At 65.0% G+C, this 15,599-nt stretch carries 13 protein-coding genes; 2 read left to right on the plus strand and 11 right to left on the minus strand.

Features of this window, described 5'->3' with window-relative positions; all coding sequences use genetic code 11:
• Position 1 precedes the first annotated feature (1 nt).
• Both H607_RS11240 and H607_RS11245 read right to left on the minus strand, forming a co-directional pair.
• Complete coding sequence (locus tag H607_RS11240) at positions 2–1,132, minus strand: efflux RND transporter periplasmic adaptor subunit (RefSeq protein ID WP_037989223.1); 1,131 nt, start codon at positions 1,130–1,132, stop codon at positions 2–4.
• Positions 1,129–1,767: a TetR/AcrR family transcriptional regulator gene (locus H607_RS11245; RefSeq protein WP_051240554.1), complete on the minus strand. Its 639-nt coding sequence runs from the start codon at positions 1,765–1,767 to the stop codon at positions 1,129–1,131. The genes H607_RS11240 and H607_RS11245 overlap by 4 nt, the downstream gene beginning before the upstream one ends.
• 111 nt (positions 1,768–1,878) lie before the next feature.
• On the opposite strand from H607_RS11245, the gene H607_RS12825 reads away from it, so the two are divergent.
• The gene (locus tag H607_RS12825; protein WP_051240555.1) at positions 1,879–2,535 is read left to right on the plus strand and encodes a hypothetical protein; all 657 of its coding nucleotides are present in this window, start codon (positions 1,879–1,881) and stop codon (positions 2,533–2,535) included.
• Here the strand turns inward: H607_RS12825 and H607_RS11255 are convergent.
• The 4 genes from H607_RS11255 to H607_RS0101755 form a co-directional block, all read right to left on the minus strand.
• A complete protein-coding gene (locus H607_RS11255; protein WP_051240556.1) occupies positions 2,526–4,988 on the minus strand; it encodes a putative bifunctional diguanylate cyclase/phosphodiesterase in 2,463 nt (820 codons plus the stop codon). The genes H607_RS12825 and H607_RS11255 overlap by 10 nt on opposite strands.
• A 14-nt stretch (positions 4,989–5,002) precedes the next feature.
• On the minus strand, positions 5,003–5,971 hold the full coding sequence (locus tag H607_RS0101745; protein WP_028874002.1) for an ABC transporter substrate-binding protein: 969 nt from the start codon (positions 5,969–5,971) through the stop codon (positions 5,003–5,005).
• A complete protein-coding gene (locus tag H607_RS0101750; protein ID WP_028874003.1) occupies positions 5,968–7,923 on the minus strand; it encodes a diguanylate cyclase in 1,956 nt (651 codons plus the stop codon). Before H607_RS0101750 ends, H607_RS0101745 begins: the two co-directional genes overlap by 4 nt.
• Positions 7,924–8,098: 175 nt before the next feature.
• Entirely contained in the window at positions 8,099–9,304 is a 1,206-nt protein-coding gene (locus H607_RS0101755) for an exo-beta-N-acetylmuramidase NamZ family protein (RefSeq protein ID WP_028874004.1), read from the minus strand.
• Positions 9,305–9,354: 50 nt separating this feature from the next.
• Between H607_RS0101755 and H607_RS0101760 the strand changes: the two genes are divergently transcribed.
• Positions 9,355–10,959 (plus strand): peptide chain release factor 3, encoded by a 1,605-nt coding sequence (locus tag H607_RS0101760; protein WP_028874005.1) that lies wholly within the window; start codon positions 9,355–9,357, stop codon positions 10,957–10,959.
• On the opposite strand, the gene H607_RS0101765 is transcribed toward H607_RS0101760, so the two are convergent.
• The 5 genes from H607_RS0101765 to H607_RS0101785 are packed head-to-tail and all read right to left on the minus strand — an operon-like array spanning position 10,960 to position 15,564.
• Entirely contained in the window at positions 10,960–12,165 is a 1,206-nt protein-coding gene (locus H607_RS0101765; protein ID WP_028874006.1) for an ABC transporter substrate-binding protein, read from the minus strand.
• A gap of 43 nt (positions 12,166–12,208) precedes the next feature.
• Positions 12,209–13,171: a branched-chain amino acid ABC transporter permease gene (locus H607_RS0101770; protein WP_028874007.1), complete on the minus strand. Its 963-nt coding sequence runs from the start codon at positions 13,169–13,171 to the stop codon at positions 12,209–12,211.
• A gap of 11 nt (positions 13,172–13,182) precedes the next feature.
• Complete coding sequence (locus H607_RS0101775) at positions 13,183–14,049, minus strand: branched-chain amino acid ABC transporter permease (RefSeq protein ID WP_037989226.1); 867 nt, start codon at positions 14,047–14,049, stop codon at positions 13,183–13,185.
• A gap of 10 nt (positions 14,050–14,059) precedes the next feature.
• On the minus strand, positions 14,060–14,794 hold the full coding sequence (locus tag H607_RS0101780; RefSeq protein WP_051240557.1) for an ABC transporter ATP-binding protein: 735 nt from the start codon (positions 14,792–14,794) through the stop codon (positions 14,060–14,062).
• A complete protein-coding gene (locus tag H607_RS0101785; RefSeq protein ID WP_028874010.1) occupies positions 14,791–15,564 on the minus strand; it encodes an ABC transporter ATP-binding protein in 774 nt (257 codons plus the stop codon). Before H607_RS0101785 ends, H607_RS0101780 begins: the two co-directional genes overlap by 4 nt.
• Between the last annotated feature and the right edge of the window lie 35 nt (positions 15,565–15,599).

Consider the following 15,599-nt stretch of genomic DNA (forward strand, 5'->3'; position numbering starts at 1 on the left):
CTCACTTCGCGGCGGCCGGCGCGGGCGCGGCCTTCGGCTGCCAGGGAATGGGCTTGACAGGAGCGCCGGGGCGTACCTTGAGCAGACCTTCCACGATCACCTTGTCGCCTTCCTGAAGGCCTTCGAGCACGACCCAGTCGGTGCCGCTCATGCCGCCCACCTTGATCGCGCGGGGTGCGACCATGTTGTTGGCGTCGACCACCATGACGAAGTGCCCTTGGGGGTTGATCTGCACCGCGCGCTGCGGGATGGTGATGACCTTGTCCATCTGCATCTGCGGCAGGCGCACGCGCACGAACATGCCCGGCAGCAGTTCATGCTGTGGGTTCTTGGCGAGTGCGCGCATCAGCACGGCGCCAGTGTTGGGGTCGACGGTGACGTCCTCGAAGAGGAGCTTGGCTGGGATGGGGTAGGTCTTGCCGTTGTCGAGCACGATCTCGACGTTGCTGCGATCGGCCTCCTTCCACTGCCCGGAGCGCAGCGCCTCACGCAGGGCGAGCAGCTCGGCGCTGGGCTGGGTGAAATTGACGTAGATCGGATCGATCTGCTCGATGGTGGCCAGATGCGTCGGTTCGCCTTTGCCCACCAGCGCACCTTCGGTGACGAGCGAGCGGCCGATGCGCCCGGAAATCGGCGCCGGGACGCGGGTGTTCTCCAGGTCGAGCGCGGCCTGCGCGAGCTTCGCTTCGGCCTGCTTCCAAGCGGCTTCGGCCGAATCGAACTCCTGCTGGCTGATGGCGTTGATCTTCACCAGCGGACGGTAGCGTTCCACCAGGAGTTTGGCCGTGGCGACGTCGGCTTTGGCGGCTTCAAAGGCGCGCTGGTAGGTGCGCGGTTCGATGCGGTAGAGCAGCTGCCCTTCCTTCACGTCGCTGCCTTCCTCGAAAAAGCGCTTTTCCAGGATGCCCTCGACGCGGGCGCGCACCTGGGCCGTGCGGTAGGCTTCGAGCCGGCCGGGGAGTTCGCGGCGCAGCACGGCGCTGCCGTAGCGGGCTTCGATCACCGCGACTTCGGGCGGAGGGGGGGCGGCGGCTTGATTCTTGGCCGCATCGGCGCCGTCGCGACTGCAGGCGGCAGCGGCGAAGACGAGAACGGCAAGGAGCGTCGATCGGAAAATGGAAGGGGTTCTCATGGGGTCGTACTCCTGGGGGACGACGGTGAAACCGCCGATTTTATCGGTTCTTCGGGGTGGTAGGCGCGCAGAAAGAGGGAGACGATGTGCGCGGCGGTCTGGGCAGCGGACGCATTGCTGCCCGGACGCTGAGCTTCATAGAGCCGGCGCGTGCGCTCGGCACCGGTGAGCATGCTGAGCAACAGTTCGGCGGCAAAATGGGGATCGTCGCGACGCAGCTGCCCTTCGTCCATGGCGCGGCCGAGCAGCGCGGCGAGATGGCGCACGGTTTCACCGACACCGGCCTCATAAACCGTGCGGGCGAGCTCGGGAAAACGCGGGGCTTCGGCCACGAGCAGGCGGTGTAGAGCGATGCAGGGTTCGGCGAGCACCCGCTCGCGGTAGGTGCGGGCGAAGCGGGTGAGGGTAGCGGCCAGCGTCTCGCCCTCGAGCGGGTAGAGCGCGACCAAAATCCCTTCCCCCATCGTTTCGACGGCGCGGGCGAAGAGCTCGTCCTTGCTCGGGAAATAATGGTATACGGTCTGTTTGGCCACGCCAGCGCGCCGTGCAATCTCGTCGAGCGAGGCACGATAGCCACGTTCGGCGAAGACGGCATTGGCCGCTTCGAGGATTTTTCGTCGGGTGTCGTCGCTCACAAAGTCGGTTTGAGTTAGACTAGGCCGTCTAGTCTAATCTGTTTCGCCGTAGCGAACAAGCGGGGTGAGGCGATCGTGGCTATAGTGAAACAAAATGATGGAGAGGAAACGATGGAATCGATTCGGCGATGGGCGGTGGCGGCGGCGTTTTTGTGGGTCGCGCTGATGGGCCAGGGGGCAGCGGCCCAGGAATACGGTAGCTGCACCGACGCCAAAGGACAGCCGGTAGCGGTTCAGGAGGATCCTACGTCCAGCCTCGTCTTCGATACGCGCCTCGTCGATGGAACGCCGGTGATCGTGCATAACCCGCAGTTGCTTCCCGATCTGTGGCCCACTGCTCGGCTCTTCCTCTTTGCCCATGAATGCGCTCGCATCCAGGCCGGTTATTTGCCCCCCTCGCCCCGTACGGTCGCGCAGGATCGTTCGCTCGATTGCCAGGCGGTGGAGTGGTTGGTGCGCAACGGCCGGGTGCGGGCCGACGACATCGGTCTCATCGAGAAGGCACTCAACGGTCTGCGCCGCCGCGATTGGCGCTACGTGGCCGAGGAGCCGCGCCGTGTGGAGGTGGCCGCCTGCTATCGGCGCATCGTCGAGTCGCTCGCCAAGAGCGCGGAAGGGAGCAAGCGCGATTGGAGCCGCTGCGTCGAGGTGTGCGGCGACCAGATGGTCGATTGCCGGGCCGCAGGGGGGCAGGTGGGCGAGACCACCGTGGATTGCATGCAGGTCTATCTCATCTGCGTGGACATCTGCAATCGGCGCTATCCCTGAGAGGATGAGCCGAGCCGGCGGAGGAATTCTTCCGCGGGTTCGGGGCGGGCGAGATGCCAGCCCTGCAGCAGGAGATCGGGCCAAGCGGCGAGTACCCGCTCTTGGGTCTCGTCTTCCACGCCCTCGGCGACTACTCGGCAGGAGAAGGCGGTGGCAGCCTCGACCATGGCGTGGATGAGATGGCGCGCGCGGGCGTCGCTCGGGGCGCGCTGCACGAACGAGGGGTCGATCTTGATCTCGGCCACGGGCAGGCGGTCGAGGTAGTGCAGACCGCAGAAACCGGTGCCGAAGTCGTCGAGCGACCAGCGGATCCCGGTAGCAGCCAGACGGCGCATGATGCGCTCGACTTCTTCGAGGCGCTCGAGGGCGGTGCTTTCCGTGATCTCGAGCAAGAGCCGCTCGCCCGGGTGGCCACTTGCCCGGAGGAGCTCGAGCACGCGCTCCGTGAAATGGGGATCGCGCAGGCCGAAAGGGGAAATGTTCACCGAGAGCGTCCCGTCCCAGCCCGTGCTGCGCCGCCAATTTATGGCGTCGGTGAGCGCCGTGCCCAGAATCCACGAGCCCAGAAGGAAGACGAGTTCGCTGCGCTCGGCCACGGCGATGCATTCCGGAGGAGAGATGCGCCCCAGGGTGGCGTGCGTGAAACGCAGCAAGGCTTCGGCTCCGTGCGGACGATGCCGGAAGTCGAATTGCCCTTGATAGTGGAGCTCGAGGACATGCGACCCTTGGCCCGCGAGCGCTTCGCGCAATCCTCGTTCGATGGCGCAGCGTCGCTCGAGCAGATCGGCACTGAGGCTTTCATAGACGCGCACCGCTGCGGGCTGACGGCCGATGCGGGCTTGCTGGAGTGCCAAGGCTGCCGCCGCGAGGATTTCTTCGGCCTCCTCGAATTCGTCCGGAAACACGGCGATACCGGCGGCCGCGGTCAGCCGTTCGATGGGGTGACGCTCGGCGAGGCGTGCCCGGACTTCGTTCTCCAGGAGATGGGCGATGGTGCGGGCGAGCTGCCAGCCGAAGTTTCCGGCTTCGGCAGCGTTGGGTTGGGCATCGGTGAGTACGGCGAATTCGTCGGCTTCGAGCCGGGCAAGCGTGTCGCTGGCCGTAAGGGTCCGCTCCAGCGTGCAGCCAATCTCTTTGAGGAGCTCGTCGCCGGCACGGGTGCCACAGCGTTCGTTGATCTCACGGAAACCATCGATGTCGAAGAGAATGAGGGCGAAATTTTGCCCCGCGTTCTTCCCTTGGGCGAGCCGCAGCGCGATCCGTTCGAGCAGCAGGGAGCGGTTGGCCAGGCCCGTAAGGGGGTCATGGGTGAGCAGGTGCGACAGGCGTTCGGTGATGCGACGCTGTTCGGTGATGTCGAGCTTGACCGCGATGTAGTGCGTGGTGTGCCCCTCTTCGTCGAACACCGGAGCGATGGTGGCAAATTCGACGTATTCGCTGCCATCCTTGCGCCGGTTGATGAACTCACCGCTCCAGCGGCGGCCCGCCGTGAGGTGGGTCCACAGGTCGAGGTAGGTTTCGCGCGGCGTCTTGCCGGATTGGAGAATGCGCGGATTCTTGCCCAATACTTCGTCAGGGCGGTAGCCGGTGACTTCGGTGAAGGCGCGATTGACGTAGACAATGGCGGGCTGGGTATCGGTGATGACGAGCTGGGCGGGACTGGCGTCGATGGCGACGTCGAGCTGACGCAAACGCTCCTGCTGCCGGGCGAGCGAGGCCATGGCCTGGGCGATCGCTTCCCCCAGGGCGCGCACTTCGGCGATGGCGTTGCCCAGCTCGGGGGGGCGGTAGCCCTTCGGGGTGGAGGCCGCTCGCAGAGCTCGGGTGAGGGTTTCGAGCGGACGGACACCGCGATAGTGAATGTAGAGTCCAAGAAGGAGCATCACGCCCACCGGCAAGGCGGCGTGCCAGGCGAGGGCACGGCGGTGCTCAGTCAGGCGCTGGGCAAGGAGCGTGTGGAAATCGTAGGATAGGATCAGCCAACCAAGCCTCGTCCCCGTCGCCGTGGTTCCTTTTTCGGGGAAAATCCACGGAATCGCCAGGAGCATGGCGTCCCCCTGGGTGTACCAGCGCAGGGCATCCAGTGTGGGGGGCGGAAGGGGCAAGGAAAGTCCCGGTAGAACGTCTGCCAAGGTCAGCCCTTCCCAATCTTGCCGGTGGGCGGCGAGGATACGGCCTTGTCCATCCGTGAGCAGGGTGGCGCGATGACCGGGCGAAGCGGCCTGGAATTCGATGTCGGCGCGCACCTCATCGGGCTGTTCGACCCAATGGTGTTCGGCAGCGCGCACGAGGGCGGCAGCCTTCCCCAGTAAATGTTCTTGTGCGTCGGCCAGCGTCCGTTCACGCGCGTTGCGCCAGCCGAGCCAACCTTCGGCGCCCAGCAAGGCGAGGATCAAAGCCAAGAAGAGCGAAGCGAGGCGCAGGGCGAGAGAGAGGCGAAACGGGCGGCGCATCGCTGGAGTCCTGATTACGGTACGCGGGGAAGGAATCGGCCCGAGGCCGGAACCGCAGGGGCCGGGGCAAGGAGCAAACCGGCGCGCTGCAGCAGGCCGGAGAGAGTGGTGAGAGAGGCGGAAAGTCTGCGCTCGAGCCAATCTTTTTGCTCGGCAAGCGGTGGAAAGACGAGCCCGACGAAGGGGGTGAACGCGTCTTCGGGGGTCAGGCCGAAACGCCGGGCGATGCGATGCCGCGCGTCGATCGCATTGTCGTGCAGCCACTCGAGACCGAGGAAGTGGGCACGTACGAGCCGTTCGATGGCTTTTTCATGGCTGTCGAGGACGGCGCTGCGCACCACCAGGACGTCGAGCAGAATCGGCGGTAATGCCGAAGAATCGAAACAAGATAGTGCTCCCAGACGGCGCAGGCGTTCGGCATAGGGTTGGTAGGTCACGGCCAGATCGAATTCGTGCCGCATCCAGGGGTCGAGTTGATGCGGTGGCGAGTAGGGGATCGACTGCAGCTCCTGGGGATCGAGCCCCAGATGTTCGCACCAGGCTTGCAGGAGAACCCGGCCTGGACCGAGGCGTTCGACCGCAACTCGCGCGCCGCGCCATCCAGCGGCGTCACGGCAGGGTCCTCGTGCCATGATGTGGTCGGCACCGGCCGAAACGTCGAGGATACATATCACCGTCAGATCCATACCCTGTGCCCGGGTGAGGAGAACTTCATCGAGCGTGAGCATGGCCGCCTCTACTCGCCCCAGGCGCAGCAGCTGTAGCTGCGCCTCGGTATCGGGGACTTCGATGAGCTGCAAGCCGGCCGTTTCCCGGGGAGCGACATCGACATAGAGACGCAGCGGTTCATAGCCCGACCAGAGATGGTAGGAAACACGCAAGGGGGGCTCGGGCGTGCAGCTACTCAATCCATTGACCGCGAGCACGCCGAGGCCGAGGGTGGCGAGCCAGCGGCGTCGGGCGTGGTCGCAGGCCGAGCTCACGAGCAGACTCCCGCTTCGAGTCGTTTGTTTCCCGTCGGGGGCAGGGCGACTTGGTTTCTGCCTTCGCGCTTGGCACGGTACATGGCCTCATCGACCCGTGCGAGGCTCTCGTCGAGAGGGGCATCGGGGTCGAGCGGCGCGACGCCGACTGAGACCGTACCGCTGACGACTTTGCCTTGATCGTCGATGGGCAGCTGGGTGTGGGCCCAGGCCTGCCGTACGCGCTCGGCTACCTTGACGGCGGTATCGAGGGAGGTATCCGGCAGGATGGCGATGAACTCCTCGCCACCATAGCGGGCGATGAAGTCGGTGGGGCGCAGGTTGTGGCGCAGTACGCGGGCGAAGGCTTGCAGCATGCGATCGCCCACGGCATGCCCGTAGGTATCGTTGACCTTCTTGAAGTGGTCCAGATCGAACATGAGGAGCGCCGCCGGGCGTTTGTTGCGCTGCACCGCCGATTGGGCCTCTTGCAGACGTTGCTCCAAGTGACCGCGATTGGCCAGGCCCGTGAGCGGGTCGTAGGCCGCGAGCCGTCGCAGCTCCTCGACGAGACGCACCGAATCGGTGATGTCATGGAAGGCAACGACGGCGCCTACCACCCGGCCATCCTCGAGCCGGGGACAGGCCGAGACGTGCACCGGCACCGGCAGGCCATCGCGTCGCCAGAAAACATCGTCCTGGCGTACTTTCTGCGCGGCCGCCAAGGCACGGTGCAGGGGACAATGCTCGGCGGGATAGGGCTGACCGTCGGGGCGGCGGGCGTGGAAGAGCTCGTGCGGATCTTTACCCACCACCTCTTCTGGCGCAAAGCCAAGCAGTTCGGCGGCGGCGCGATTGAAGAAGATACAACGACCCTGTTCGTCGGTGCCGTAGATGGCTTCATCCACGGTCTCGAGGATGGTTTGGGTCTCAGCGAGCGCCGAGGCGAGGCGGGTACGTTGATGCTCGAGCTGGCGCCGCGTATGCCACAGGCGCAGCGTGAGCAAGGCGAGCAGAACGGCCGAGAGGGCGAGCAGTACCAGCGGCAGCGCATACTGATGTAGAACGTCGCGCAATTCCACTTCCACGTGTTCGAATGGCGGCACGCGCAGCCGTTGGGCGAGGCGCTCGACTCCGGAATAGTCGGCGGGGACGGTGAATCCGCCGATGCCCACGGCTGCGAAACGCGGATCGGGTGTTGCTTCGAGCCGGTCGGTGAGGTGGTAGAGGGCGAGCGCGACTTTGCGGGCGATTTCGGGCGAAACGTGGGGGAGGACGACAAACGCCCATTCGGGGTAGAGGGACGTCGTGACCTTGTACGGGAAACCGGCAGGGTGCCACTCGCCCAGTACCATGAGGTGATCCTGGTCTTCTGCGGAGAGCCGTCCCTCGCGGACGAGCGCCTCGAGGAGTCCCGAGCGGACGAATCCTGCCTCCCCTTTTCCTTCGAGCAGGGCTTGGACGACCGTGTCGTGATTGCCCATGGGGACGAGCGTGACGTCGTCGGGCACGCGCACGCCATGCTCGAGCAGCCAGCCTGCCTGGGCGAGGTAGCCACCAAGGCTGCTGCGCCCAAGAATGAGGATGCGTTTACCCTTGAGATCTTCGGGCCGGCGAATGGGACCGTCTCGGCGTACCAGGATGACCCCGCCCATGGCCGAGGTCTTGATGCCGTGCTCGACCGTGATGAGGGTGGCGATGGGGCCGGAAAAGGCGTGCCGGTGTTTTTCCTGAAGATAATGCAATGGGTTGGTGAAGAGAAAATCGATACGACGGGCAGCAATTTCGCGATCGAGCGACTCGGGCGTGAGGACCTCGAGAATGACGGGTTCGCCGAGCGCCTGCGACAGTTCGTCGGCCAGCGGCTGCCATTGATGCTGCAGCATTTCGCCGGGACGATGACCGAAGACCCCCAAGTGATACTCGGCACGTGCCGAAGCGACGAGGGCGAGCAAAAGAAGAAAAACGTACATGCACCGCGCCAGCCGCGTGAGCTCGTTGGTGCTGCCTGGGGGCCGGCCGTACCGCGGCCAGGCGGGGGCAGCACGACGAAGAATCAGAGAAAGAACGCACATACGAATGGGCCGCTCGCCAGGGCGCGGGATGCACCGTTACCCTCATTATAGGGGAAGCATAGGGCGGATGGCGTCAGAGCAGGAAAGGGGCACGAATCTCGGCCCAGGCGCGCTCTTCCGGCTCGATCATCGCGTCGAGATCGGCTGGCGCGGCTGCTTCGTCCTCGACCCATTGTCGCAGGAACGGCCCGCCGTCGATGAGATCGATCGCCAGGCGCTCGTATTCATACTCGTAGGGGTTGGCATGCCATAGGGGCCGATCCGGATGGAGCCGGCGCAGGGCCTTGAGCGCGAGCGCCACCAGCCGCCAAGGGCGAAAACGCCGGGGATCGTAGTGCGCCGGATCCTCGACATGGATCATGATTCCGCCGCAGCGCTCGCCCGCGTGCTTGTGGAAAGTCGGTTCGAAGAAAAAGGGGCGCAGGCGGCAGCCTGTCAGCCACTGCGGGGCGAGCGATTCCATTTCTGCGAGCAAGCGCCAGGGGTCGATCCAAGGGGCGCCAAATCCTTCCAGGGGACGAGTGGTGCCGCGCCCTTCGGAGAGTGTCGTGCCCTCGATGAGCACGGTGCCGGGATAGCAGCGCGCCATCCAGGGGGTGGGGGCGTTGGGACTGGGGTTGATCCAGGTGCGCTGCCCCAGCGGCCAGCCGTAGCCGGGGGCGGCGTCCGGTTCCCATCCGGTGAGCGACACCACATGGTAATCCATGTCGAGCCCCAAGGTGGTGATGAACCAACGGCCGGCCTCGCCCAGCGTCAGACCGTGACGCATGGGGAGGCTACCGGCGCCGACGAAACTTTCCCAGCCTGGCTGCAGCAGCCCTCCTTCGATGCCGCGCCCGAGCGGATTGGGCCGGTCGAGCACCCACACGCTCTTGCCGTGGGCCGCAGCCGCTTCCAGCACGTAGCGCAGCGTGGTGAGGTAGGTGTAGACGCGGCAGCCGAGGTCCTGCAGGTCGACGAGCAGCACGTCGAAGGTGTCCATCATCGCCGGGGTGGGGCGGCGCACCGCACCGTAGAGGCTGAAGACAGGGATGCCTAGGCGTGCGTCGAACTCGTCGGGCGACTCGACCATGTTGTCCTGCTTGTCGCCGCGCGCGCCATGCTGCGGGCCAAACAGCGCGGTGAGCCGCACCTCCGGCAGGGCCGCGAGGGCGTCGGCGGCGTGCACCAGCTCGCGCGTGACGGAGGCCGGGTGCGCCAGGAGCGCAAGCCGCCGACCAGCGAGCGGGCGGCGCAGTTCGGGTTCTGCGAGGAGGCGGTCGAGGCCGAAGCGGATCATGGTGGACGTTCCTGCTGCTAAAATGAGCGATTTTCCCAGAAAAGACGGACATGGGCGACGCATTGGCAGAACGGCTGGCGCAGGAGGTGGCACGGCGGCGTACCTTCGGCATCATCGCGCACCCGGACGCGGGCAAGACCACCCTCACCGAGAAGCTGCTCCTCTTTGGCGGGGCGATCCAACTGGCCGGTACCGTGAAGGCGCGCAAGTCGGCGCGGCACGCCACCTCCGACTGGATGGAGGTGGAGAAACAGCGCGGCATCTCGGTGACTTCCTCCGTGATGCAGTTCGAGTACGACGGGCATGTGATCAACCTGCTCGACACCCCCGGTCACCAGGATTTCTCCGAGGATACCTACCGCGTGCTCACCGCGGTCGACTGCGCCGTGATGGTGATCGACGCGGCCAAGGGGGTGGAGGCGCAGACGATCAAGCTGCTGGAAGTGTGCCGCCTGCGCGACACGCCCATCATCACCTTCATCAACAAGATGGACCGCGAGGTGCGCGAGCCCTTCGAGCTGCTCGACGAGATCGAGTCGGTGCTCAAAATCGACTGCGCCCCCATCACCTGGCCCATCGGCAGCGGCAAGGCTTTTCGCGGGGTGTATCACCTGCTGCACGACCGTACGCTCGTGTTTCGCCCAGGCGAGGAGAAGCGCGTCGAGGCCGAGGTGATCACAGGGCTTGCCAATCCCGAGCTCGATGCGCGCTTTCCCGCCGAAGTGGGGGCGATGCGCGAGGCGGTGGCGCTCGCGCGCGAGGCGCTCTCACCCTTCGCCCTGGGCGAATTCCTTGCCGGGCGACAGACGCCGGTTTTCTTCGGCTCGGCGATCAACAATTTCGGGGTGCAGGAAGTGCTGCAGGCGCTCATCGACTGGGCGCCGCCGCCGCAGCCGCGCGACGCCGGCGTGCGTCTGGTCCTGCCCAATGAGGAGAAATTCTCCGGCTTCGTGTTCAAGATCCAGGCGAACATGGATCCGAAGCACCGCGACCGCATCGCCTTCTTCCGCGTCTGCTCCGGTCGCTACAGCAACGGGATGAAAGCCTGGCACGTGCGCGCCGGGCGCGAGATGCGCCTTGCCAACGCCATCACCTTCATGGCCAACGAGCGCGCGATCCAGGAAGAGGCGTTCGCCGGAGACATCATCGGCATCCACAACCACGGTCAGCTGCAGATCGGCGACACCCTCACCGAGGGCGAGAAGCTCGGCTTCACCGGCATTCCCTACTTCGCGCCGGAGCTCTTCCGCATGGCGCGGCTGCGCGATCCGCTCAAGGCCAAGCAGCTGCACAAGGGCTTGAAGGAACTGGGCGAGGAAGGGGCGATCCAGGTGTTCGAGCTCGAGGGCGGTCAGCTCCTGCTCGGGGCGGTTGGGGTGCTGCAGTTCGAGATCGTGGCCGAGCGGCTGCGCAGCGAATACGGCGTGGAGGCGATCTTCGAGCCGGCGGAGATCTACACCGCCCGCTGGCTGGTCTATCCGGACGAGGCCACGCGCGCGCGTTTCGAGCGGGAACAAGCCATGCGCCTTGCGCGCGACATCGACGGCAACCCGGTGTATCTCGCCTCGTCGCGCTACAACCTCGAGGTGACGATGGAGAAGTACCCGACGGTGCAGTTCCGCGCCACGCGCGAGCACCGTCAGGTATTCGCCTGATTACTTGATTTTTTCGACTTCGACGAAGGCGTTGCCGCTGACCTTGTAGAGCGCGTAGTTCCCCGCCACGTCGCCGTGCTCGTCGAAGTGCAGGTCGCCCGAGGCGCCGAGGTAGTGCAGCGGCTTGCCCTCGGCGATGAGCTGTTTCGCCTTGGCCCATTCGCCGGGCAGGATGGCTTCGCCTTGGCCGCTGCCGACTTCACGCAGTGCCTTGGAGAGCTTTGCCTTGTCCCCGCCGGCTTTCTCGATCGCCAGCGCCATCAGGAAAGAAGCGTCGTAGCTCGTGGCGGCAAAGGTGCCGTTTGGGTCGCCGCCGGCAGCTTTGAATTCTTTGCTGAACTTCTCGAAACCGGCGCCGGTCGCCCCGACGGGGGCCGAGACGAGATAGTTTTTGAGATTCTCGTCACCCAGAGCCTTGATCACGCTTTCGTCACGCATGCCGTCGGCGCCGATGAAATTCTTGAAGAATCCATTTTCCATCGCCTGGCGAACGATGGTGAGCCCCGAGGAATTGCCGTAGGCGAAAATGACGAGGGTATCGGCGCCGCCCTTGGCGAGTTCGGCCAGATCCGAGCGATAGGAGGGTTTCTTGTCCTCGTGTGCGCGGCTGGCGGTGATGGTGCCGCCGAGTTTCTTGAACTCGTCGCTGAAGGCTTCCGCGAGTCCCAGGCCGTAGTCGTTGTTGAGGTAAGTCATAGCCACCTTGTCGGTGCCGTGCGCCTTGAGGGTGCGCGCCAGCGCCCGGCCCTGGTAATCGTCAGAGGGAACGGTGCGGAAGACGAGATCCTTGTCGTCCAGCGTGCTGATCTTGGGCGAGGTGCCCGACGAGGTGATGAGGAGCACGCCGGCGGGCACCGTGACGGAGTTGGCCACGGCGATCACCTCGCCCGAGCAGGAGGGACCCACCATGCCGATCGCACCGTTGATATTGACCGCCTTGGTGGCTGCGTCGGTGGCGAGTTGTGGGTTGCAGCCGGAGTCATAGACGGAATAGTCGATTTTGCCCCCCTTGCCGATGCCGCCTTGGGTATTGACCTGTTCGGCGGCGAACTTCATCGATTGCACCATGGTGGGTGCCAGACCGGCGATTGGCCCGGTGATGCCGACGAGATAAGCGACTTTGGCGTTCTGCGCCATGACGGGCACGTTCGTGAGCATCCCGCCCAAGGTGAGGGCGGCAAGTGAGGCGAGGATTTTTTTCTTCATGGTGTGTCTCCTTGGGTGGGAAGGGGTAGTGAGGCAGTGTAGTTTAACGCGATGATGGCGGCGAGCGGTACGAGGTACGCTGTCCGCTTTCCTCCGGCAGCAGCCCTTCGGGGCGAAAGCGCAGAATGAGCTGCAGCATGAGACCGATGAGGAAGACGCGGATGTACTTGGCTTGGGTAGCGACGTCGGCGGGGAGCTGGTCGGTGACGAATTCCGACATCGACCAGATGAGCCAGACGATCACGGCTCCGAGAATGGCCCCGCGGTTGTTGCCCGATCCGCCCAGGATCAGCATGATCCATACGAGAAAGGTGGAGATCATGGGGTCGATGGCTTCCGGCGTGATCGCGCGCATGAAATGTACGTAGAGCGCGCCGGCGAGCCCCATGACCGCTGCGCCGAGCACGAAGGCTTCCAGCCGACGTTTGGCGATGTCCTTGCCCATGGCGGCGGCGGCCTGCTCGTTGTCGCGAATCGCCTTCATCATCCGTCCCCAGGGGGCGGCGAGCTGACGCTCCAGCGCCCAATAAACGAGAAGCAGCACGGCGATTACGAGGGCGAAGTAGGCAAACTGCGACAGCGAGTATTCGAATCCGCCGAAGGGACGAGGAACGCCGGTGATGCCGCGGGCGCCGCCGGAGAGCGATTCCTCGGTGCGCAGTACCAGGCGGATCACCTCGGCCACGCCGATGGTGGCGATCGCCAGGTAATCGGAACGGAAACGCAGGCAGATGCGCCCGATGGGCCAGGCGATGAGCGCGGCACCGGCCATGGCGCCGAGCCAGCCGAAGGCCACCGGCAGTTCCCAGCCCATGATGCGCTCGGGCGAGGGGGGGGCGGTGAGCAGCGCCGAGAGGTAGGCGCCCACGGCGAAAAATCCGGCGATGCCGGCGTTGAAGAGCCCCGTGACGCCCCATTGCACGTTCAGACCCAAGGCAAGGATGCCGTAAATACCGATCATGGTGCCCATGAAGGTGGCGTAGTTGATGAGACCGATCGAGGCCATGGTGTCGCTCCTTACAGCACTTTGCCTTTGAAGATGCCCTGCGGCCGTAGCAGGAGGATGGCGAGCAGGATGACGAAGGCGGTGGCCGATTTGTAAGGGCTGGGCACGAGGAGCACCGAGAGCTCTTCGGCAAGGCCGATGACCAGGCCGCCCACCACCGCGCCTTCGACGCGCCCCACGCCGCCGAGCACCGCCGCGGCGAACATCGACAGCATCGCCGACCAGCCCATCATGGTCGTGAGTTCGGTGTTGATGCCCAGGCAGAAACCGGAAGCGGCCGCGAGCGTGCCGACGATGAACCAGGTGAGCCGCGTGACCTGGTCGTTGTTGACACCGCACAGGCGCGCGAGGTCGGGGTTGTCCGACATGGCCCGCATCGCTTTGCCCCATTTGCTGTAGCGCAGGAAAGCGAGGAGCGCCGCCACCAGCGCGAGCGTGAGGGCGAGCGTGGCGATCTCGCGCGGCCGCAGCATCAGACCCCCGAAGGATTGGGCCCGGGCGATACCGCTGCCGTAGGCGAGCGGATCCACGCCCCAGACCACCTGCACGATCGAGCGCAGCATCATGCCGATGCCGAGCGAGGCCATGACGGTCAGGATCTTGGGCCGGGATTCGAGATGGCGATAGAAGAGGCGGTGGATGCCGTAGGCGAGCAGTGCCGTGAGGATCATCGCCACCGGCAGCGCCACCCAGGGCGTGAGCCCCAGCAGCGCCGTCGCGCCCAGCGCGAGGTAGGCGCCGGTGGTGGCGAGGTCGCCGTGGGCGAAGTGACCGAAGCGCAGAATGCCGAAGATGAGCGTGATGCCGATCGCCCCGAGCGCATAGACCGAGCCGGTCACGATGCCGGGTACGACGTAGAAATTGAAAAATTCGATCATGGTCGGCTCTTCATCCGCCCAGGAACATCTGGGCGATTTCGGGATCGTCGAGGAGTTCGCGGCCGCTGCCTTCATGACGGTTGGCCCCCGTGGCGAGCACGTAGCCGCGATCACAGAAAGCGAGTGCCTGCTTGGCGTGCTGTTCCACGAGCAGGATCGATACACCCAAGTCGCGCACGTCGCGGCAGATTTGAAAGATCTGCTGCATGTATTTGGGCGAGAGTCCGGCAGTGGGTTCGTCGAGCAGCAGGAGCTTGGGGTCGAGCATGAGCGCGCGGCCCATGGCCACCATCTGGCGCTGCCCGCCGGAGAGGTCGCCGGCGAGCGCGTGGCGTTTGGCCTTCAGATCGGGGAAGAGGGCATAGATGCGATCGAAGGCGGCACTCAGATCTCCCTTGGAGAGGAAGGCCCCCATTTCGAGGTTCTCATGTACCGTCATCTCGCGAAAGACGTTATCGACCTGGGGCACGTAGGAGATGCCGCGGCGCACGATGCGATCCGGGCTCCAGCCGGTGATGTCTTCACCCTCGAAGACGATGGCGCCGCTGCGGATGCGCACCAGCCCGAACACCGCTTTCATCGCCGTCGATTTGCCTGCTCCGTTGGGGCCGACGATGACGACGATCTCTTGCGGCATCACCGTGAGCGAAACGCCCTGCAGGATGTCGGCGTCGCCATAGCCGCCGCGCACTTGGTGCATGATGAGGATGGGCTGGGGCCGATCCCGGGCCGCGGTCGCGTTCATGCGCGTTCCTCCGTCACGGTTTCACCGAGATAGGCTTCGAGCACGCGGGGGTCGTTGCGCACGTCGAGGAACTCCCCTTGGGTGAGCACCTTGCCCTCGGCCATGCAGACGACGGGGTGGCAGAGTTTGGCGATCATCTCCATGTCGTGCTCGATGAGGATGAAGGTGTAACCCCATTCCCGGTTGAGGATCTGGATCTTTTCTTCGAGCTTGCGCAGCAGCGTACGATTCACCCCCGCGGCCGGTTCGTCGAGCAGCACCAGCTTGGCGTCGGTCATCATGGTGCGCCCGAGTTCCAGCAGTTTCTTTTGTCCTCCGGAGAGATGGCCGGCACGCTCGTTGGCCACGTGGGTGAGTTCGAGGAAGGCGAGAACCTCGATCGCTTTTTGCCGCACCTCCTCTTCGACGCGGCGCACCTTGCCCCATTCGAACCAGTTGGCGAAGAGGTTCTCGCCCGGCTGGCGCGGCGGCACCACCATGAGATTTTCCAGCACGCTCAAGCGATGGAATTCGTGTGGGATCTGGAACGTGCGCACCAGCCCCTTGTGGAAGCGCTCGTCGGTGCGCAGCCGGGTGATGTCTTCTCCCAGGAAGCGGATGGTGCCGGCCGTGGGCGTATAGGCTCCGGCGATCACGTTGAAGAGCGTCGTCTTGCCGGCACCATTGGGACCGATGAGCCCGAGGACTTGCCCTTTCTCGACGCTGAGCGTGACGCCATCGACGGCATGAAAGCCACCGAAGGCCATCACGATGCCTTCCAATTCGAGCATCGCCACCCTTTCCTCTCCCAGGATTTCTCGATCTT

The sequence above is a fragment of the Tepidiphilus margaritifer DSM 15129 genome (assembly GCF_000425565.1).
In the GTDB taxonomy this organism is placed as follows: domain Bacteria; phylum Pseudomonadota; class Gammaproteobacteria; order Burkholderiales; family Rhodocyclaceae; genus Tepidiphilus; species Tepidiphilus margaritifer.

Bases quoted from the DNA above. Each gene is read 5' to 3' on its own strand.
- H607_RS11240 (WP_037989223.1), bottom strand. From the start codon at position 1,132: ATGAGAACCCCTTCCATTTTCCGATCGACGCTCCTTGCCGTTCTCGTC.
- H607_RS12825 (WP_051240555.1), top strand. From the start codon at position 1,879: ATGGAATCGATTCGGCGATGGGCGGTGGCGGCGGCGTTTTTGTGGGTC.
- H607_RS11255 (WP_051240556.1), bottom strand. From the start codon at position 4,988: ATGCGCCGCCCGTTTCGCCTCTCTCTCGCCCTGCGCCTCGCTTCGCTC.
- H607_RS0101750 (WP_028874003.1), bottom strand. From the start codon at position 7,923: ATGTACGTTTTTCTTCTTTTGCTCGCCCTCGTCGCTTCGGCACGTGCC.
- H607_RS0101755 (WP_028874004.1), bottom strand. From the start codon at position 9,304: ATGATCCGCTTCGGCCTCGACCGCCTCCTCGCAGAACCCGAACTGCGC.
- H607_RS0101760 (WP_028874005.1), top strand. From the start codon at position 9,355: ATGGGCGACGCATTGGCAGAACGGCTGGCGCAGGAGGTGGCACGGCGG.
- H607_RS0101765 (WP_028874006.1), bottom strand. From the start codon at position 12,165: ATGAAGAAAAAAATCCTCGCCTCACTTGCCGCCCTCACCTTGGGCGGG.
- H607_RS0101770 (WP_028874007.1), bottom strand. From the start codon at position 13,171: ATGGCCTCGATCGGTCTCATCAACTACGCCACCTTCATGGGCACCATG.
- H607_RS0101775 (WP_037989226.1), bottom strand. From the start codon at position 14,049: ATGATCGAATTTTTCAATTTCTACGTCGTACCCGGCATCGTGACCGGC.
- H607_RS0101780 (WP_051240557.1), bottom strand. From the start codon at position 14,794: ATGAACGCGACCGCGGCCCGGGATCGGCCCCAGCCCATCCTCATCATG.
- H607_RS0101785 (WP_028874010.1), bottom strand. From the start codon at position 15,564: ATGCTCGAATTGGAAGGCATCGTGATGGCCTTCGGTGGCTTTCATGCC.